At 74.4% G+C, this 19,908-nt stretch carries 16 protein-coding genes; 12 read left to right on the top strand and 4 right to left on the bottom strand.

Annotated elements, in window-relative coordinates:
- The first annotated feature begins 13 nt into the window (after positions 1 to 13).
- From WQ56_RS12010 to lepB, 3 genes are all read left to right on the top strand, one after another.
- Complete coding sequence (locus tag WQ56_RS12010) at positions 14 to 2,113, top strand: ATP-dependent DNA helicase (protein WP_082132379.1); 2,100 nt, start codon at positions 14 to 16, stop codon at positions 2,111 to 2,113.
- A complete protein-coding gene (gene tsaB, locus WQ56_RS12005) occupies positions 2,110 to 2,814 on the top strand; it encodes a tRNA (adenosine(37)-N6)-threonylcarbamoyltransferase complex dimerization subunit type 1 TsaB (RefSeq protein WP_047137354.1) in 705 nt (234 codons plus the stop codon). Before WQ56_RS12010 ends, tsaB begins: the two co-directional genes overlap by 4 nt.
- Before the next feature lie 81 nt (positions 2,815 to 2,895).
- The gene (gene lepB / locus WQ56_RS12000; RefSeq protein WP_047137353.1) at positions 2,896 to 3,531 is read left to right on the top strand and encodes a signal peptidase I; all 636 of its coding nucleotides are present in this window, start codon (positions 2,896 to 2,898) and stop codon (positions 3,529 to 3,531) included.
- Positions 3,532 to 3,628: 97 nt separating this feature from the next.
- Here lepB and WQ56_RS11995 read toward each other — a convergent pair whose 3' ends face one another.
- A complete protein-coding gene (locus WQ56_RS11995; RefSeq protein WP_047137352.1) occupies positions 3,629 to 4,498 on the bottom strand; it encodes an energy transducer TonB in 870 nt (289 codons plus the stop codon).
- A gap of 180 nt (positions 4,499 to 4,678) precedes the next feature.
- A complete protein-coding gene (gshB, locus tag WQ56_RS11990) occupies positions 4,679 to 5,623 on the bottom strand; it encodes a glutathione synthase (RefSeq protein WP_047137351.1) in 945 nt (314 codons plus the stop codon).
- A 181-nt stretch (positions 5,624 to 5,804) separates the two neighbouring features.
- Between gshB and pilG the strand changes: the two genes are divergently transcribed.
- From pilG to WQ56_RS11955, 7 genes are read left to right on the top strand one after another with little or no spacing between them, the layout of a single operon-like run.
- On the top strand, positions 5,805 to 6,209 hold the full coding sequence (gene pilG, locus WQ56_RS11985; protein ID WP_082132378.1) for a twitching motility response regulator PilG: 405 nt from the start codon (positions 5,805 to 5,807) through the stop codon (positions 6,207 to 6,209).
- A 10-nt stretch (positions 6,210 to 6,219) separates the two neighbouring features.
- Positions 6,220 to 6,585 (top strand): response regulator, encoded by a 366-nt coding sequence (locus tag WQ56_RS11980; RefSeq protein WP_047137349.1) that lies wholly within the window; start codon positions 6,220 to 6,222, stop codon positions 6,583 to 6,585.
- Positions 6,582 to 7,145 (top strand): chemotaxis protein CheW, encoded by a 564-nt coding sequence (locus WQ56_RS11975; protein WP_231583408.1) that lies wholly within the window; start codon positions 6,582 to 6,584, stop codon positions 7,143 to 7,145. Before WQ56_RS11980 ends, WQ56_RS11975 begins: the two co-directional genes overlap by 4 nt.
- A 36-nt stretch (positions 7,146 to 7,181) precedes the next feature.
- Positions 7,182 to 9,203, top strand: a complete 2,022-nt coding sequence (locus WQ56_RS11970; protein WP_047137348.1) for a methyl-accepting chemotaxis protein — start codon at positions 7,182 to 7,184, stop codon at positions 9,201 to 9,203.
- A 20-nt stretch (positions 9,204 to 9,223) separates the two neighbouring features.
- Entirely contained in the window at positions 9,224 to 14,482 is a 5,259-nt protein-coding gene (locus WQ56_RS11965; RefSeq protein ID WP_047137347.1) for a response regulator, read from the top strand.
- A complete protein-coding gene (locus tag WQ56_RS11960; RefSeq protein WP_047137346.1) occupies positions 14,475 to 15,842 on the top strand; it encodes a chemotaxis protein CheB in 1,368 nt (455 codons plus the stop codon). The genes WQ56_RS11965 and WQ56_RS11960 overlap by 8 nt, the downstream gene beginning before the upstream one ends.
- On the top strand, positions 15,830 to 16,303 hold the full coding sequence (locus tag WQ56_RS11955; protein WP_047137345.1) for a chemotaxis protein CheW: 474 nt from the start codon (positions 15,830 to 15,832) through the stop codon (positions 16,301 to 16,303). Before WQ56_RS11960 ends, WQ56_RS11955 begins: the two co-directional genes overlap by 13 nt.
- A 31-nt stretch (positions 16,304 to 16,334) precedes the next feature.
- Here the strand turns inward: WQ56_RS11955 and WQ56_RS11950 are convergent, their stop codons facing one another.
- Together WQ56_RS11950 and bioA are read right to left on the bottom strand one after the other, a co-directional pair.
- Positions 16,335 to 17,069, bottom strand: coding sequence for a 16S rRNA (uracil(1498)-N(3))-methyltransferase (locus tag WQ56_RS11950; protein WP_047137344.1), 735 nt, complete (start codon positions 17,067 to 17,069; stop codon positions 16,335 to 16,337).
- Complete coding sequence (gene bioA / locus WQ56_RS11945; RefSeq protein ID WP_047137343.1) at positions 17,060 to 18,487, bottom strand: adenosylmethionine--8-amino-7-oxononanoate transaminase; 1,428 nt, start codon at positions 18,485 to 18,487, stop codon at positions 17,060 to 17,062. Before bioA ends, WQ56_RS11950 begins: the two co-directional genes overlap by 10 nt.
- A gap of 53 nt (positions 18,488 to 18,540) precedes the next feature.
- Here bioA and nudE point away from each other — a divergent pair, with 53 nt between their 5' ends.
- Complete coding sequence (gene nudE / locus WQ56_RS11940) at positions 18,541 to 19,092, top strand: ADP compounds hydrolase NudE (protein WP_047137342.1); 552 nt, start codon at positions 18,541 to 18,543, stop codon at positions 19,090 to 19,092.
- Entirely contained in the window at positions 19,085 to 19,903 is an 819-nt protein-coding gene (cysQ, locus tag WQ56_RS11935; RefSeq protein ID WP_047137341.1) for a 3'(2'),5'-bisphosphate nucleotidase CysQ, read from the top strand. The genes nudE and cysQ overlap by 8 nt, the downstream gene beginning before the upstream one ends.
- Positions 19,904 to 19,908: the final 5 nt, after the last annotated feature.

The following is a 19,908-nucleotide window of genomic DNA, read 5'->3' as shown; positions in this document are numbered from 1 at the left end:
GCGCGACGGGGTGATGGAGCCGACTGCCGATCGCCTGGCCGTGCGCAGCCGCGAGGCGCTGGTCGAAGGCGGCCCGCTGGCGGTGCGCATCCCCGCGTTCCGCCCGCGTGCGGCGCAGCAGGCGCTGGCGATGGCGGTCGGCGACGCGCTCGACCAGCGCGCGACGCTGCTGGCCGAGGCGGGCACCGGCACCGGCAAGACCTTCGCCTATCTCGTGCCGGCGTTGCTGTCGGGACTGAAGACCATCGTCTCGACCGGCACCCGGGCGCTGCAGGACCAGCTTTTCCACCGCGACCTGCCGCGGGTGCGCGACGCGCTCGGCAGCGGCCTGCGCAGCGCATTGCTCAAGGGGCGCGCGAACTACCTGTGCCTGTACCGGCTCGAGCAGGCGCGCGGGGCGCCGCGGCTGGCGACGCGCGATCAGATCACGCCGTCGCAGAGCAGCCAGTTCCAGCGCATTGTCGCCTGGGCCGGCCGGACGCGGCTGGGCGACGTCGCCGAGCTCGACGGCCTGCCCGAGGACACGCCGCTGCTGCCGATGGTCACCTCCACCGTCGACAACTGCCTCGGTAACGACTGCCCGTTCTGGAGCGAATGCTTCGTGGTGCGGGCGCGCCAGCGCGCGCAGGCCGCGGACGTGGTGGTCGTCAACCACCACCTGCTGCTCGCCGACCTGGCGCTCAAGCAGGAGGGCTTCGGCGAGATCCTGCCCGGGGCGCAGGCCTTCATCGTCGACGAGGCGCACCAGCTGCCCGAACTCGCCGCGCAGTTCTTCGGCGACGGGCTGAGCGCGCGGCCGCTGGTCGGGCTGGCGCGCGATGCCGTCGCCGAGTGTCGCGACGTGCCCGGCGCGCTGCCGGTGCTGCAGCTGCCGGCACAGGCGCTCGACGGCGCGGCGCGCGGGCTGCGGACGGCGATGGACGGCCTGCCGTCGCGCGGCACCCGCTACCGCGCGCTGTACGAGCCGGCGGTCGAGGACGCGCTGCACGCGCTCGACGAGGCGCTGGCGCACCTGCGCGACGTGCTGGCGCCCCTGCGCGAGGCCTCGCCGGGGCTCGACGCCTGCCATGCGCGCGCGGCGCTGTGCCTGACGCGGCTGCGACGCTGGAACGATGGCGCCGCGGCCGGCGCGATGTTCGACGACGACGCCGGCGAGGCCGCCGCGCCGCCGGACGGGGACGCACGCGACGACAGCGTGCTGTGGTACGAGTTGACGCCGCGCGGGTTCCGCCTGCAGCGCACGCCGCTCGACGTGTCGGCGCCGCTGCGCGCCCACCGCGGGCGGTCGCAGGCCGCCTGGGTGTTCACGTCGGCGACGCTGGCGGTCGACGGCAGCTTCGCGCACATCGCCACGCGGCTTGGACTCGAGGCGCCGCAGACGCTGCTCTCGCCCAGCCCGTTCGACTGGGCGCGCCAGGCGCTGTGCTACCTGCCGCCGCGGCTGCCGACGCCGGCCGCGCCCGACTACACGCGCGCCGTGGTCGAGGCGCTGCTGCCGGTGCTGGCTGCCTCGCAGGGGCGCGCGTTCGTGCTGTTCGCCTCGCACCGCGCGCTGCGCGAGGCGGCCGTGCTGCTGCGGGCCTCGACGCACTGTCCGTGGCCGCTGTTCGTACAGGGCGAGGCGCCGCGGCACGTGCTGCTGCAGCGCTTCCGCGATTCGGGCGACGGCGTGCTGCTGGGAGCGGCGAGTTTCCGCGAAGGGGTCGACGTCGCCGGCGATGCGCTGAGCGTGGTGGTCATCGACAAGCTGCCGTTCGCCGCGCCCGACGATCCGGTGTTCGAGGCCAGGCTCGATGCGATCCGGCGCGCCGGCGGCAACCCGTTCCGCGACGAGCAACTGCCGCAGGCCGTCATCGCGCTCAAGCAGGGCGTGGGCCGGCTGATCCGGACCGAGCGCGACCGCGGCGTGCTGGTGCTGTGCGACCCGCGATTGCTGGGCCGCGGCTACGGCGCGCTGTTCCTCGACTCGCTGCCGCCGCTGCCGCGCACCCGCGACATCGCCACGGTCGCCGCGTTCTTCGCCGCGCCCCCCGCCGGCGACTTTGCGACAATCGAGCAGCCGACACCGGCCATCGAATCCCCCATTCCGAATCCCGAATTCCGGCCTGCATGAAACTGCTCGCGTTCGAAACCGCCACCGAGGCCTGCTCCGTCGCCGTCTGGGACCACGGGCGCGTGCTCCAACGCTTCGAGGTCGCGCCACGCCGCCATGCCGAACTCGCGCTGCCGTGGGCGGAGGCGCTGCTGGCCGAGGCCGGGATCGCGCGCAGCCAGCTCGACGCGGTCGCGGTCAGCCGCGGCCCGGGCGCGTTCACCGGCGTGCGCCTGGGCATCGCGCTGGCGCAGGGCGTGGCGCTGGCGCTCGATCGCCCGGTCGTCGCCGCCTCGACGCTGGCCGTGCTCGCACTGCGCGCGCACGCGGGCGAGGGCGCGCCCGTGCTCGCCGCGATCGACGCGCGCATGGGCGAGGTCTACCGGGCCGCGTTCGCGATGGGGGCCGACGGTCCGGTGGCGACGAGCGACGAACGCGTCGGCGCGCCCGACGCGGTCGAGCTGCCGGGCACCGGCGACGCCTGGCATGGCGTGGGCACCGGCTTCGGCGTGGCCGACGGCCTGCTGGCCGCGCGACTGGGCGCGGACGCCGCCCGGATCGACGCGACCGCACTGCCGCATGCCGCCGACCTGGCCGCGCTGGCCGCGGCTGCGTACGAGCGCGGCGAGGCGGTCGTCCCGGAGCGGCTCGAACCGGCCTACCTGCGCAACGACGTCGCGCTGACGCTGGCCCAGCAGCAGGCGCGACGCGCGGCGCGCTGATCGGGAACCGCGACGCGTCGCCGCTGTCCTATGCTGGGCGTTGCGCCCATCCCCATGCGGAGGCCCCACATGTCCCACCCGATGCCTGCAGCACCGCGCCCGCGTCCCCCCGCGCACCGTGCCCAGCGCGTGCGCGCCTGGCTGCGTCGCGAGGGCGTGCCGCTGGTGTGCCTGCTCGGCCTGCTGCTGGTCGCGCGCTCGTCGCTGGCCAACCACTACCACGTCCCCAGCGGCTCGATGGAGCCGACGCTGCAGCCCGGCGACCGCGTGGTCGTCGACATGCGCGCCTACGGCCTGCGGGTGCCGTTCACCGAGTGGATCGTGTGGCCGGCGGAGGCGCCGGTGCGCGGGGACGTGGTCGTGTTCCGCTCGCCGGCCGACGGCCTGCGGCTGATCAAGCGCGTCGTCGCCACCGGTGGCGATCGCGTCGACCTCGTCGACGGCCACCTGTCGATCAACGGCGTCGCGCTCGCGCCCGTGCCCGGCGCGCCCGAGGACTTCGGCGGGCGCCAGGCGGTGCTCGACCTGGGCGCCGGCGGCGGGCCGGACATCGACGGACTGCGGGTGCCCGAGGGGCACGTGCTGGTGCTCGGCGACCACCGCGGCGCGAGCCTCGACGGCCGCTGGTTCGGCTTCGTGCCCAGCGCCGCGATCTACGGCCAGGCCCGCGGCGTGTTCTGGCGGCGCGGCGAGGGCTTCGGCTGGCACCCGCTGTGAGCCGCCGACGCGTCGCCGCGCCAATCCCCGGGGGTCGCGCGACGGCCTGATGCCCGTCCGGTCGCGGATGGCCGCCGGAGGGCCGCGTCGTCTCCGCTCAGTCGTCCACCAGGGCCCCGCCGGGCAGGAAGTTCCAGCTGCGGGTGACGTGCAGGATGTCGATCTGCTCGTCGGTCGGCGGCAGCGGCGGGTAGGGTTCGGCGAGACGCGCGATCTGCAGCGCGGCGTCGTCGAGCAGCGGCACGCCGCTGCTGCGGATGACGTCGGCACGCTCGACCGACCCGTCGCGGCGGATGGCGACGCTGATGACCAGGCGCCCGGCCAGCCCGCGTCGCCGCGCCTCGTCGGGATAGTTCAGGTTGCCCACGCGCTCCACCCGGTCCACCCACTGCCGCAGGTAGCGCGCATAGACGTACTCCTGGGTGCTCGCGGAGACGAACTTGCGCTTGGGGCGGCGCGCGTAGCGTTCCGAGCGCAGGTGGATCTCCGCGGCCAGCCGCGCCATCTCCAGGTCGCGCTCGACCCGCTCGGGTCCGGGCGGCAGCGCGCGGTGCTCGGCCTGCGGCGCCGGATCGGGGCTCGGCACGCGTGCCTGGCCCCGGGCGCTGGCGACGACCCGCTCGCGCGGCGGCGGGCGCGGCCGGGGAGACTGCGCGCGGACCTGGAGCGGCGCGACGCCGCCGTCGGGCTGTGGCACCCGGCCGGGCTGCATCTCGCGGGGGCGCAGGCTGCGCTCGTGTTCGCCGCCGCCCTGGTGGCTGGCCTGGGCGAGAAAATCAGCCTGGGCCTGGGTCAGCGGGCTCGTGGTCTCGGTCAGGATCACGTCCAGCGTCGGCACCACTGGCGCGGCGTCCTCGGTCGAGAAGCCGAGACCGAGCACCAGCAGGCCGTGCACGAGCAGCGACAGCGCCAGCGCCGCGCCCAGGCGCGCGTCGTCGCCGATCCGGGGCGGCGCAACCGCCGTCATGCGTCCGACGCGTCGTGCGCGGGGCCGCGGCGACGACGGCGGACCGATGCAGGGGCCGCGTCGCGGGGGGCGACGTGCATCGCGGGCGTCCGGATCGTCGATGTCCCGGCTGGACGCCGGCGTTCAACCCCGTGGCGCTCGTCCGTGTTCATCCGGCGCGGTCCTGGGCCCGTGCGCCTGTCAGTCCGCGCGCTCGATCGCGTCGAACAACAGGCCGGCGATGTTGAGGCCGAACTGCGCGTCGAGCTCGCGCACGCAGGTCGGGCTGGTGACGTTGACCTCGGTCAGCCAGTCGCCGATCACGTCCAGGCCGACGAAGCGCATGCCGCGGGCGGCAAGCGACGGGCCCACCTGCGCGGCGATCCAGCGGTCGCGCTCGCTCAGCGGGCGGCCTTCGCCGCGGCCGCCGGCGGCCAGGTTGCCGCGGAACTCGTCGCCTTGCGGAATGCGCGCCAGGCAGTAGTCCACGGGCACGCCGTCGATCAGCAGGATGCGCTTGTCGCCGTCGACGATCTCCGGCAGGTAGCGCTGCGCCATCGCCAGCCGGCGGCCGCCGTCGGTGAGCGTCTCGAGGATCACGTTGAGGTTCGGGTCGCCGGCCGCGGCACGGAAGATCGAGCGCCCGCCCATGCCGTCGAGCGGCTTGAGCACCGCTTCGCCGTGCTCGGCGACGAAGGCCTTGAGCGCCGCGGCGTCGCGGCCGACCAGCGTCGGCGGGCAACACTGCGGAAACGCCAGCGCGCCGAGCTTCTCGTTCATGTCGCGCAGCCCCTGCGGGTCGTTGACGATCCGCGCGCCCTGGCGCTGGGCGACGCTGAGGATCTGCGTGTCGTTGACGAACTCCGGGTCGACCGGCGGGTCCTTGCGCATCAGCACCACGTCGCCGTCGCCGAAGCGGTGCAGCGATGGCGCGCCGAGCGAGAACCAGTCGGCCGGATCGTCGCGCACGGACAGCGGCGCGACCGACGCGACCGCGTCGCCGCCCGCCATGCCCAGCGCGCCGGGCAGCACGTACTGCAGGCGATGCCCGCGGCGCTGCGCCTCGAGCAGCATCGCGAACGTCGTGTCCTTGGCGATCCGGATCGACCCGATCGGGTCCATCACCACGACGACGTTCAGCGACATACCGGCATCCGCACAAGGGAGGGAAGGCCGCATCTTATCAGGGCGTCCATCCCGGCCCGGCGCGCGTCCGGCCCCGCATGCGCGGCGGTTTCACGCCGGCTTGACAGCCCGGCGGCCCGCTGGGATAACTCCGCGTTGCCGCGGCGCCGGACCGGTGCGACGCGCAGGGGACAGCGAGCGCATGAGCAGTGACGACAGACCGTCCACCGGAAGCCTCGACGGCCTGCGGGTGATGGTGATCGACGATTCGAAGACCATCCGGCGCACCGCCGAGACGCTGCTCCGGCGCGAGGGCGCGGACGTGGTGACCGCGGTCGACGGCTTCGAGGCGCTGGCCAAGATCGTCGACCAGAAGCCGCAGATCATCTTCGTCGACGTCATGATGCCGCGCCTCGACGGCTACCAGACCTGCGCGCTGATCAAGAACAGCCGGCGCTTCGGCGGCACGCCGGTCATCATGCTCTCGTCCAAGGACGGCCTGTTCGACAAGGCGCGCGGCAGGATCGTCGGTGCCGAGCGGTACGTCACCAAGCCGTTCACGCGCGAGGAACTCCTCGACGCGATCCGCACCCACGTCGACGCCTGAGGGGAAAGGCATGGCACGCATCCTGTTGATCGAGGACTCGCCCACCGATGCCGCGGTGCTGACCCAGTGGCTGGCGCGGCACGGCCACGTCGTGCTCGCGGCGGCCAACGCCGAGGACGGGCTCGAGCTGTGCCGGCGCGAGCGTCCGGACCTGGTGCTGATGGACGTGGTGCTGCCGGGCATGAGCGGCTTCCAGGCCACCCGCGCGCTGGCGCGCGACCCGCAGACCGCCGGCATCCCGGTGGTGATCGTCAGCACCAAGGGCATGGAGACCGACCGGATGTGGGGCCTGCGCCAGGGCGCGAAGGGCTACATCGTCAAGCCGCCCACCGAGGACGCGCTGATCGCGCAGATCCGCCAGGTCCTGGGCGGGTGAACGCCACCGTGCCCGAGGCACCGGGGCCGGCGTCCGAGGCCTTCGCGCTGCTGGCCGGCTACGAGCGGCGCAGCCTGGCGCACGTCGCCGGCCTGCCCGAGCAGCTGGACGCGCCGGGCCTGTGGCGCGGCGTCGGCTACCGCATCGGCCGCCGGCTGCTGGCATCGGCGTTCGACGAGGTCGTCGAGATCCTGCCGATGCCGCCGGTCACGCCGGTGCCCGGCGCGCAGCCGTGGATGCTGGGCGTGGGCAACGTGCGCGGCGCGCTGCTGCCGATCGTCGACCTGCGGCAGTTCCTGGAGGGCGAGCGCAGCGTGCTGCAGGACGGGCAGCGGGTGCTGCTGGTCCGCCAGCCCGGCGGCGACGTCGCGGTCACGATCGACGAACTGTTCGGCCAGCGCAGCTTTCTCGAGGCGGATGCGGTGCCGGCCGACCGCGTCGCCGGCGGGCGCTATGCGCACTTCGTCGACCGTGCCTATGCGCAGGCCGATGCGACCTGGGGGGTCTTCAGCCTCGACCGCCTGACCCGCACGCCCGAGTTCAGACATGCCGCGGCCTGACGCCGCGGCGCGCACCACGATCAGGAAACGCAACGCATGAGCACAGTCGTCGATCCCAGCGCAGGCAAGCGGCGCATTCTCGGCACGAACTTCTGGGTCGTGCTGCTGATCGTCGCCGGCACGATCCTCATCCTCAACACCGGCTACGGCACGTGGCGCGCCGCGCAGCTGGGCAGCGCGAGCTTCTCGGCCTCGAACCTGCGCGTGGACAGCCAGCGGCTGGCCAACCAGGGCTCGGAGGCGGCCCGCGGCAATGCCGCCGCGTTCGCGGCGTTCAACGCGACCCGGGCGCAGATCGAGAGCGACATCCGGCAGCTCGAGGACCGCTACGGCCAGACCGCGGGCGTGTCCGGCCCGATCGGCGCGGTGGCCCGGACCTGGGAGCCGCTGGGCACGAGCGCGGCGCGGCTGGCCGACGGCGAGGCCGCGGTCACCGCGTTCGCCGGCCACGCCGACCGCTTCAGCCAGCGCGTCCCCCAGCTGCAGGCGCTGCTCGACGAACTGGTGCGGGCGATGTCGAGCAGCGGCTCGCCGTCCTCGCAGGTGTACATGGCGCTGCGCCAGGTGGTGATCGCCGGCGACATGGCGCGCCGGGTGACCGAGGTGCAGGCCGGCGGCAGCGCCGCCGCGGTCGCCGGCCAGGGCCTGCGCCGCAACGTCGAGGACTTCCAGCAGGTGATGACCGGCCTGCGCGAGGGCGAGCCGACGCGCGAACTGCAGGCGCTGACCAACGGCAACGCGCTGGCAGCGCTGGCGCGGGCCGACGAGGCCTGGGCGCAGATGCGCACCGATCTGGAGGCGATCCTCGCCAGCAGCGAGCAGCTGTTCCAGGCCCAGGCCGCCGCCGGCGAACTGGTCGCCGGCTCCGACCGCCTGCTGGCCGAGAGCGAGGCGCTGTTCAACGCCTTCACCGCCTTCGGCTCGCTGCGCGACCGCAGCCTGCTGGGCAACGTGTGGATCAGCATCATCGCCGGCCTGCTGGCGCTGGCCGCGATCGCCGGCCTGGTGACCGAGCTCAACCGTGCGCAGCGCCGGCGCTACGAGACCTCGCTCGAGCTCAACAACCGCAACCAGGAAGCGATCATGCGGCTGCTCGACGAGATGGGCGCGCTCGCCGAGGGCGACCTGACCGTCAAGGCCTCGGTCACCGAGGACATCACCGGCGCGATCGCCGACTCGATCAACAACGCGATCGAGCAGCTGCGCAGCCTGGTGCAGACCATCAACGACACCTCGGTGCAGGTCGCCTCGAGCGCGCAGGAGACCCGCGCCACCGCGATGCACCTGGCCGACGCCGCCGAGCACCAGGCGCACGAGATCAATTCGGCCTCCGACCGCATCAACGAGATCGCCGTCAGCATCGATCAGGTCTCGCGCAACTCCTCCGAATCGGCCGACGTCGCGCAGCGCTCGGTGCGGATCGCGACCAAGGGTGCGGGCGTGGTGCGCGAGACGATCGCAGGCATGGATTCGATCCGCGACCAGATCCAGGAGACCTCCAAGCGGATCAAGCGCCTGGGCGAGAGCTCGCAGGAGATCGGGTCGATCGTCGAGCTGATCACCGACATCTCCGAGCAGACCAACATCCTGGCGCTCAACGCCGCGATCCAGGCCGCCTCGGCCGGCGAGGCGGGCCGCGGCTTCGCGGTCGTCGCCGACGAGGTGCAGCGCCTGGCCGAGCGCGCCACCAGCGCGACGCGCCGCATCGAAACGCTCGTGCAGACCATCCAGTCCGACACCAACGAGGCGGTCACCTCGATGGAGCAGACGACCTCCGAGGTCGTCGCCGGCGCGCGCCTGGCCGAGGACGCGGGCACCGCGCTGGGCGAGATCGAGAACGTCTCGACCAGCCTGGCCGACCTCATCGAGGGCATTTCCTCGGCCGCGCAGCAGCAGTCCTCGGCCGCGACCAACATCACCGAGGCGATGCACACGATCCAGTCGATCACCGCGCAGACCTCGCGCGGCGCCAGCCAGACGGCCGAATCGATCGGCAACCTCGCCCAGCTCGCCGCCGACCTGCGCCGCTCGGTCGCCGACTTCAAGCTGCCGACCTGAGCCGGGACGCGGATCGATCCATGAGCGGGCTGCGCGACGCCATCGACCACACGATGCTGGGCTGGATCAAGCCCGAGCTCGACGCGGTGCTGCGCCAGGCGCGGATGGAGCTGGAACGGTACGTCGAGGCGCCGGACGACGGCACCCGCCTGCGCCAGTGCGCCGGCTGCCTGCGCCAGGCGGCCGGGACGCTGCGGATGGTCGAGCTGCACGCGCCCGCGCTGGTGGCCGGGGAGATGGAACGGCTGGCCGATGCGCTGCACGAGGGGGCCGTCGACGACCGCGACGCGGCGTCCTCGGCGCTGCTGCGCGGCCTGCTGCTGCTGCCCGACTACCTGGAGCGGCTGCAGGGCGGCCATCGCGACATCCCGATCGTGCTGTTGCCGCTGCTCAACGAACTGCGCGCCGCGCGCGGCGCGGCGGCGCTGCACGAACGCATGCTGTTCGATGCCGCGGCTGCGGACGCCGAGGGCGACGACAGCGTCCCGGCCGAGGCGCTCGACGCGTTGCGCGAGGCGTTCGGGGCCGGGGAGGAGGCGCCGAGCGCCGCCGAGCTTGAGCACGCGCGCGGCAGCCTGGCCGGCCGCAACCGCGCGCTGCTCGACACGGTGTCGGCCGCGGTCAAGGACGACCTGCTGCGGGTCAAGGACGCGCTGGACCTGCACCTGCGCACCGGTGCGCGCGACGTCGCGGCGCTGCGGCCGCAGGCGACGCTGCTGGGCCGGGTCGCCGACACCCTGGGAATGATCGGCCTGGACGCCGCGGGCGCGGTCGTCGGCCAGCAGCGCGAGGCGCTGGGCGCGATCGCTGACGGCGCGGCCCCGGCCGACGAGGCCGCGCTGCTGGACATCGCCGGGGCGCTGCTCTACGTCGATGCCACGCTGGACGAACAGGTCGCGCAACTGGGCAACGCGACCGGCGACGGCACGCTCGCCGCCGAGGCACAGCAGTCGAAGGCGGTCGCGATCCGCGAGGCGATCGCCGGCTTCGCCGACGCCCGCCAGGCGCTGGTCGCCTTCGTCGAGACCCGGTGGGACCACGATGCGCTGCGCGAGGTGCCGCGCCTGCTGGACGAGGTCGCCGGTGCACTGGCGATGCTCGACCTGCCGCAGGCCGCCGCCTGCCTGTCGGGCGTGCGCCTGTACGTGGACCGCGAGCTGCTCGGCGGGCGCCACGTGCCGAACGCGCACCAGCTCGAGACCTTCGCCGACGCGGTCGCGAGCCTGGAGGTCCATCTCGAGGCGCTGCGCGAGCAGCGCGCCGATCGCGATGGCAGCCTCGAGCTGGCGCGCGCCCGCCTCGAGGCGCTCGGCTACTGGCCGGTGCCCGACGCGGCGACCGACGGCCGCGTCGACCGCGACGCGCCGCCGCAGATCGACGGACGACCCGCGGCGGTGCCCGGAACCGGCGACGCCGCGACGGTCGCGTCCGAGCCCGAACACGGGCTTCAGCCCGAAACGGCGCCCGACATCGCGCAACGGGGCGGCTTTGCGCCCGTGGCCGGCGACATCGACGACGAGATCCGGGCGATCTTCCTCGAGGAACTGGCCGACGAGATCGCGCATCTCGACACGCTGCTGCCCGACTGGCGGCAACGTCCCGACGATCCCCAGCTGTTGCGTCCGCTGCGCCGCGTGTTCCACACGCTGAAGGGCAACGGACGGCTGGTCGGCGCGCTCGAGCTCGGCGAGTTCGCCTGGGCGGTCGAATCCCTGCTCAACCGGGTGATCGACGGCCTGCGCCCGGCCAGCCCCGCGGTCGTGGCGGCGGTGATGCTGGCCGCGCGCGCGCTGCCGGCGCTGGAGGCGGCGCTGCGCGACGAGGCGCCGCTGTCGCTCGACGTGGACGCGCTCGCCGATGCGATCGCACGCATCGCGGCCGGCGACGAGACCCTGCCGACCCTGCCTACCCGCGCGCCGGCGCACGCGACAGCGGCGCCGCAGGCCGGGCCGCCCGCGGAAACGGTGCCGGCGCGAATCGACGCGCTGCTGCTCGAGATCCTCGATGCCGATGCGAGCGCGCACCTGGATACGGTCGATGCCTGGCTCGCGGCGGTCCGCGCCGGCGACGCCTTCGACGTCGAGCGCCTGCTGCGCGCGCTGCATACGATGCACGGGGCGTTCGCGGTGGCCGAGGTCCCTGCCGTCGGACTGCTGCTGGGGCCGGCCGAGGATTACGCCCGTCGCCTGGTCGCCGCGCCGTCCCCGCCCGACCCCGAGGCGGTGGACGCGATCGACGAACTGCGCCAGGCGTTGCGCGAGACGCTCGTGCGCCTGCACGACGACGACCCGCGCATTCCCTCGCTGCCGGTGCTCGCGGCCCGGCTGTGCGTCGCGCGCGACCGTCTCGGGGCGCCGCCCGCGCCGGTCTACGACTTCGCAGAACCCGACGCGCCGATCGCGGACGACGAGGCGTCCGCGATCGAGCGACTGGAAGCGGAGCGGCTCGACGCCGAGCGCCTCGAGACCGAGCGGCTCGAGGCGGAGCGCCGGGAACGCGCACGCGCGGAGGCGGCGCGCGAGGTAGCGGAACGCGCCGAGGCCGAACGCCTGGAGCGCGAGCGGCGGGAGACCGAGCGGCTCGAGGCGGAGCGTGCCGAGGCCGCACGCCTCGACACGGCGCATCGCGAACACACGCGGGCCGCGCAGCAGCGGCAGGCGGCGATCGATGCGGGCGTCCTCGCCGCCGAGCGACGCCGCTACGAGACGCTGGCATCGCGCGCCGTGGAGCGGGCGAGCGCGCCGGCCGATGGTGCCCCCGACGCGGCGAACGCGGCCGAGACGACCGACGCCACCGACGTCACCGACACGCGCGCCGACGATCGTCCACCGGACGCCCCGATTGTCCCCGCCGTGGCGAGCGCGTCCGCCGAGGACCCCGACGCGGTGCCGGGTCCGGCGACGCCTGGCCTGGATGCCGACGGCGATCCCGACGGACCGCTCGACCTGGCCGGCCTGGACCCGGAACTGGTCGACATCTTCGTCGAGGAAGGCATCGACCTGCTCGACGACGCCGACGCGCGGCTGGCGCTGCTGCGCGAGGATCCCGGCGCGAGCGCGGCGATCGCGGGCCTCCAGCGCGGCCTGCACACGCTCAAGGGCAGCGCGCGGATGGCCGGGCTGATGGCCGTCGGCGACCTCGGCCACGCCATGGAGACGCTGCTCGAAGCGGTCGCCGAGCGACGCCAGGCGCTGCGCCGCGACGAACTCGCGCTGCTTGAGCGCGGCTTCGATCGGCTGCACGCGATGGTCGTGCGCGCAGGCGGGCGCCTGGCGGTCGGGCCGTCGCCGGCACTGGTCGAGGCATTCGTCGCGACCGCACGCGACGCCGCGGCCCGCGAGCAGACCGCGGACGCGGCCGGCGCTGCGTCGCCCCGTGCGGTCCTCGCGCCGCTGTCGGCGCCGTTGCCGGTTGCCGAGGTCGCGGCCGAGGGCGACGAGGACGGCGTGCGCGGACCGCAGGAACAGGTGCGCATCCGCGCCGGCCTGCTCGACCGCCTGGTCACCTACGCCGGCGAGGTCGCGATCTACCGCGCGCGGCTCGAACAGCAACTCGGCACGTTCCGCGGCGCGATGCTCGAACTGGCACAGACCAACGACCGCCTGCGCGACCAGCTGCGCCGGCTCGACATCGAGACCGAGGCCCAGATCGTCGCGCGCTACCGGCGCGAGGGCGACGCCGGCGACGTCGCGTTCGACCCGCTGGAACTCGACCGCTTCTCGACGCTGCAGCAGCTGTCGCGCGCGCTGGGCGAGACCGCCGCCGACCTGGACAGCCTGCAGCAGACGCTCGACGACCAGACCCGGCACTACGAATCGCTGCTGCAGCAGCAGTCGCGCGTGAGCTCGGATCTCCAGGAAGGACTGATGCGCACGCGCATGGTCCCGTTCGACGGCCTCGTACCGCGCCTGCGCCGCGTGGTCCGGCAGGCCGCGCAGGACACCGGCAAGCAGGTGCAGCTGCATCTGGCCGGCACCCAGGGCGAGCTCGACCGCAACGTGCTCGAACGCATGGTGTCGCCGCTCGAGCACCTGCTGCGCAATGCGGTCGCGCACGGGCTCGAATCGCCGGCGGCGCGACGGGCGGCCGGCAAGCCGGAGGAGGGCGGCGTCCGGATCGCGGTCCGCCGCGAGGGTTCGGAGATCGTGCTGGAGGTCGCCGACGACGGCGCCGGTCTCGACCGCGCCGCGATCCGCCGCCGCGCCCAGGCGCGGGGCCTGCTGGCGCCGGATGCGGAGATCGCGCAGGGCGACCTGGACGCGCTGATCCTGCAGCCCGGTTTTTCGACCGCGACCGCGCTCAGCCACGTGGCCGGTCGCGGCGTCGGGCTGGACGTCGTCGCCCGCGAAGTGCGCCAGCTCGGAGGCAGTGTCGACATCCGCTCGCAGGACGGCGCCGGCACCACGTTCGTGCTGCGCCTGCCGCAGACGCTCGCGGTGACCCAGGCCGCGTTCGTGCGCATCGGCGAGACCACGTTCGCGGTCCCGATCGCCTCGGTGCGCGGCGTGGGACGCATCGCCCGCGACGCGCTGCGCGCCGGCGGCGGCTACCGCTACGGCGACGAGGACTACGACCTGCACGACCTCGGCCGTCTGGTCGGCCAGGCGCCGGCGCGCGCCGAGGGCCAGCTGCAGATGCCGCTGCTGCTGATCCGCGCCGGCGAACTGCGGGCCGCCGTGGCGGTGGACGAGATCCTGGGCAACCGCGAGATCGTCGTGAAGCCGGTCGGCCCGCAGGTCACGTCGATCCCGGGCATCTTCGGCGCCACGATCATGGGCGACGGCCGCGTGGTCGTGATCCTGGACATCGCGCCGCTGGCGCGCCGGCAGGCCGCGCAGCGGACGACGGACGCACCGGCCGAGGCGACCGATGCGCCGGCCGCGTCCGGCGCGCGCGCGGTGCCGCTGGTGCTGGTGGTCGACGATTCGATCACGATGCGCAAGGTCACCGGCCGCGCGCTGGAACGGCAGGGGCTGGAAGTGGTGACCGCGAAGGATGGCGTCGACGCGCTCGAGCGCATGGACGAGCGCATCCCCGACCTCGTACTCCTCGACATCGAGATGCCGCGCATGGATGGCTACGAACTGGCGATGCGGATGAAGGCCGATCCGCGGCTGCGCGAGCTGCCGCTGATGATGATCACCTCCCGCACGGGCGACAAGCACCGCGAGCGCGCGCTGGAGATCGGCGTCGACCGCTACCTCGGCAAGCCGTACCAGGAGTCCGAGCTGCTGCGTCACGTGCAGGCGCTGCTCGGACCGGAGCGCGACGATGGCTGAGCGCGCAGCGCCCGCGACCCGCGTGGTCGTGCTGGCCCGGCCGGGGCCGGCCTGCGATCGGATCGTCGAGGGGCTGGTGGAGGCGGGCGCGGACGTGCTGCGGCCCGTCGACCCGCTGGCCGCGGACGTCCGTGCCCTCGACGCGCTCGCCCCGGAGGCGATCGTCGTCGCGCTCGAGCCGGCGGTCGAGGACGCCCTGGACGCGCTCGCGCCGGCGCTCGAACGGCCCGGGCGGATCGTGGTGTTCGAGGAGACCGCGCTGGTGCTCGAGCGCAGCGGCTGGGACGCCGCGCGCTGGGTCCGCCATCTCGCCGTCAAGCTGCGATTGCGCCACGACGCGCTGCCGCCGGGTGCCGGTGCGATGGACGTCGATGCCGCATCGATCGCGCCCGCACCGGCCGCGCCGCGTGCCGACGGCGCCGCCCATGCGTTCGACCCGGTGGCCGCCGAGTACGGCGAGCCGCCCGACGGCCCGCCGGCGCCGCCCGCGTTCGTGCTGGCACTCGACGACGGCCCGTTCGCGCCCGTGCGCGACCCGGACGACGACGCGAACCTGCCCGACGCCGCCGGCCTCGCATCGCTCGACGCGCCGGCCGATGCCGACGCCGGCTCAACGTCCGCCCCGCCGGCGTCCGACCTCGACGCGCTGCCGTCGTTCCGCGGGCTCGCCGCCACGCCCGACGCCGACGCGTCGCTGGCACCGGCCAAGCCGGCGACCGACCTCGCCGAGCTCGAGCAGCGGATCGCCGGCCTGTCGCTGGCCGATGCCGACAGCTACGGACAGGGCCCGCAGCGCGGCCTGGTGCTCGTGGACGGCGGCCTGGGCGGTCCGGATGCAGTCAGGCAATTGCTGGCCGCGCTGCCCGAGGGCTTCCCGCGTCCGGTCCTGGTGCGGCTGCGCCTCGACGGCGGGCGCTACGACCGGCTCGTGCGCCAGATGGCGCGCGTGACCGCCGCCCCGGTGCAGTTGGCCGAGGCGGGCATGACGATCGCGCCGGGCGAGGTCTACTTCCTGCCGCCCGACCTGCTACCGCTGCGCGCCGGCGGGCAGCTGCGCTTCGCCGCCGACGGCGACCTCGCGGCGCTCGCGCGGGCGGTGCCGCCCGACGACAGCGCGTGGCTGCTGCTCAGCGGCGCCGATCCCGCGCTGGTCGAACTGGCCACGGGGCCGGCATGGCACGGCGCGCTGGTCGCCGCGCAGTCCGAGCCGGGCTGCTACGATCCGGCCGCGACGCACGCGCTGGTCGCACGCGGCGGCCGGAGCGGCGCGCCGGCGCAGATCGCCGCGTGGCTCGTCGAGCGCTGGATGCCCGACGCCGCGCCCGGCCCCGCGATCGAGGACGGGTCATGGACGCTGTGAACGCCGCGCACGACATCCGCTGCGTGCTGATCCGGGTCGGCTCGACCCCGCTGCTGTTGCCGAACGCGACGATCTCCGAGGTGCTGTCGTATTCGGCGCCCGAACCGGTCCCGGCGGCGCCGGCCTGGCTGCCGGGCCGGCTGCGCTGGCGCGGCTGGCGCCTGCCGCTGGTCGCGTTCGCGACGCTGTCGGGCCAGGAAGACGATGCGGCCGGGCTCGGCAGCAAGGTGATCGTGCTCAAGGCGCTCGGCGGCGATGCGCGCCTGCCGTACTTCGCGCTGGTGACCCACGGCTTCCCGCGCCTGGTCACGGTCTCGCCCGGCCAACTGGTCGATGCCGGCACCGAGGGCGGCGCGTCGCTGCCGTTCGCGGTACGCGCCCGCGTGCGACTGGGCGAGGAGGTCGTGCAGATCCCGGACCTCGATGCGATCGAGCGCGCGCTGCGCGGAGTGGTGGCCTAGGGCGACGGGAATCCGGCGCCGAAGCCCGGCCTCAGCCCAGGTCCCCGAAGCGCGCCTGCAGCGCGGCGATCGCGGCGATGCCGGCGGTCTCGGTCCGCAGGATCCGCGGGCCCAGGCGCAGGCCGCCGAAGCCGGCGGCGACGAGCGCGGCGCGGTCGTTGTCCGACCAGCCGCCCTCCGGGCCGATCGCGAGCACCAGCTCGCCGGCCGGCGCGGGCAGCGTCGCCAGCCCCGCGGTCGCGTCGGGGTCGAGCAGCCAGCGCCCGTCGCCGGGCGGCAACGCCGCCAGTGCCGCGGCCAGCGACTGCGGCGCGGCGACCTCGGGCACGCGCGTGCGCCAGCTCTGCTCGCAGGCCGAGACCACGACGCTGCGCCAGTGCGCGTGTCGCTTGCCCGCGCGCTCGGCGTCGAGCCTGACCTCGCTGCGGTCGCTCGACACCGGCACGAACCCGGCGACGCCCAGTTCGGTGGCCTTCTGCAGGATCCAGTCCATCTTCTCGCCGCGGGCGATGCCCTGCAGCAGCACGATGCGCAGCGGCGATTCGAGCTCGACCCGGCGCGAGGCGACGATGCGCGCGGCCGCGCCGCGCTTGTCGGCCCGGGTCAGCTGCGCGTCGTGGTCGCAGCCGTCGCCGTTGAACAGCACGCAACCGTCGCCCTCGCGCAGGCGCAGCACGCGGACCAGGTGCGCGGCCGCGTCGTCGGGCAGCTCGATGGTGTCGCCCTCGCGCAGCGGCAGGTCGACGAAGGCCCGGATCACGCGCACGACGTCGCCACCTCGATGGCCTCGGCGGTGACCTGTGCGAGCAGTTCCAGCTGGGCCTCGTCGATGCAGTACGGCGGCATCCAGTAGAGGATGTCGCCCAGAGGCCGCAACAGCACGCCGCGTTCGACCGCGTGGCGGTAGGCGCGCAGGCCGATGCGCAGCGCGGGATCGAACGGTGTCGTGCGGTCGCCGTCGCGCGTGAGCTCGAACGCGACGACCATGCCGGTCCGGCGGGTGTCGGCGACATGCCGGTGCGCGCCGATCTGCGCGGCCAGCGTCGCCATCCGCGCCGCGGTGTCGCGGTTGCGTGCGATCACGTCGTCGGCGGCGAAGATGTCGAGCGAGGCCAGTGCCGCGGCGCCGGCCAGCGGGTTGCCGGTGTAGCTGTGCGAGTGCAGGAACGCGCGTTCGCGCGAGGCGTCGAGGAAGCCGTCGTACAGCGCCTGCGTCGTCAGCACCGTCGACAGCGGCAGGAAGCCGCCGGTCAGGCCCTTCGACAGGCACAGCAGGTCGGGCTGGATGCCGGCGGGCGCGCCGGCCTCGCCGGGCGCCTGCTCGCACGCGAACAACGTGCCGGTGCGCCCGAAGCCGACCGCGATCTCGTCGGCGATCAGGAAGATGCCGTGCACGTCGCACAGTTCGCGCACGCGCTTGAGGTACACCGGATCGTGCATGCGCATGCCGCCCGCGCACTGGATCAGCGGCTCGAGGATCAGCGCGCAGATCTCGCCGGCGTGCGCGTCGAGCAGGTGCGCCAGCGCGTCGGCCGCGTCCTCTGCGTGCCCCGCGGGGCTGCGGCCGTCGGGCGCGTCGAAAGCGTCGGGCGAGGGCGCGAACACCGCTTCGCACAGCAGCGGGGCGTACACACGCCGGTACAGCGGAATGTCGCCGACCGCGAGCGCGCCGAGCGTCTCGCCGTGGTAGCCGTTGCGCAGCGCGACAAACTTGGTCCGCCGCGGTTCGTCGCCGCGGTTGGCGAACCACTGGAACGCCATCTTCAGCGCCACCTCGACGCCGGCCGAGCCGTTGTCGGCGTAGAACACCTTCGACAGCGGCGCGCGCCCGGGTTCGCGCGGGGCGAGCGCGAGCAGACGCTCGGCGAGCTCGACCGCGGCCGGATGGGTGCAGCCGGCCAGGATCACCTGTTCGAGCGTGCGCGCCTGGCGCGCGATCGCCTCGGCGATGCGCGGCTCGGCATGGCCGTGCAGGTTGGTCCACCAGCTGCTGCCCGAGTCGAGGATGCGCCGGCCGCCGGCCTCGACCAGCCAGGCCCCGTCGCCGCGCACGATCGGCAGCAGCGGCTGGGTGTCGGGATGCTCGCGCATCTGGGTGCACGGGTGCCAGACCGCGGCGAGGTCGCGGGTCCGCCAGTCGTTGCCGTCGGCTAGAATGGCCGGATCGTGAATCTGTCCTGTCATCCGCGCATTATCGCCCCGCATCGCCGGCTCCGTGCAGGCGGAGGCCCGCGGCCGTGAGCCGGGCGCTGCCGACGATCCACGAGATCACCGAGCACGATGCCGGTCCCTACCGCATGGAGCGGCTCGACCTGGAGTTCTCCAACGGCGAGCGCCGCCGCTACGAGCGCCTGCACGGGCGCGGCCACGGCGCGGTGATCGTCGTGCCGTTGATCGACGACGAGACGGTGCTGCTGGTGCGCGAGTACGCCGCCGGCATGCACCGCTACGAGCTGGGCTTGGTCAAGGGCCGGATCGACGCCGGCGAGACGCCGATCCAGGCCGCCGACCGCGAGCTCAAGGAGGAGGCCGGCTACGGCGCCCGCCGGCTCGACGCGCTGCGCAGCCTGACGCTGGCGCCGACCTACATGAGCCACCAGGCGACGCTGGTGCTCGCGCGCGATCTGTATCCCGAGCGGCTGCCCGGCGACGAGCCCGAGGAGCTCGACGTGGTGCCGTGGAAGCTCGACGCGCTGCACGAACTGATCCTGCGCGAGGACTTCTCGGAAGGGCGGTCGATCGCCGCGCTGTTCATCGTCCGCGACTGGCTGCGCCACTACGGTGGCTGACGGCCGCGCGCCGGTCGAGGCCGCGATCGTCGAGGGCGCGATCGCGATCGCGCACGATGCGGCAGCGGCGATCCTGGCGGTCTACGCCCAGGCGTTCGAGGTCGTCGCCAAGGCCGACGCCAGCCCGGTGACCGCCGCCGACCTGGCCGCGCACCACGTCATCGTCGACGGCCTGCGCCGGCTCACGCCCGGCATCCCGGTGCTGTCGGAGGAGGCGACCGACGCGGTGCCGACGGCCGAGCGCCGCGCCTGGACGCGGATGTGGCTGGTCGATCCGCTCGACGGCACCCGGGAGTTCGTCAAGCGCAACGGCGAGTTCAGCGTCAATCTGGCGCTGATCGACGACGACGGCGTCGCGGTGTTCGGCGTGATCCAGGCGCCGGTCACCGGCACGGTCTGGTACGGCATGCCGGGCGTCGGCGCGTTCCGGCGCGACGGCGGCGTCGAGACCGCGATCCGCGCACGGCCGGTCGCCGGCCGCGGCGCGGCATTGCGCGTCGCCGCCAGCCGCTCGCACCGCGATCCGCGCACCGCGGCGCTGCTGGCCCGGCTCGGCGACATCGAGCCGCGTCCGCTCGGGTCGTCGCTGAAGTTCTGCCGGCTCGCCGAGGGCGCGCTCGACGTCTACCCGCGCTTCGGGCCCACCTGCGAGTGGGACACCGCCGCCGGGCAGGCGATCCTGGAGGCGGCCGGCGGCGCGCTGTTCGATCCCGACGGCCGGCCGTTCCGCTACAACCGGCGCGAGACCCTGCGCAACGGCGACTTCGTCGCGCTCGGCGACCCCGACCTGCCGTGGCGGACATGGATCTGATGCCT

This window comes from Luteimonas sp. FCS-9 (assembly GCF_001014645.1).
GTDB lineage: Bacteria > Pseudomonadota > Gammaproteobacteria > Xanthomonadales > Xanthomonadaceae > Luteimonas.
This window is presented reverse-complemented; position numbering and strand designations above follow the sequence as displayed.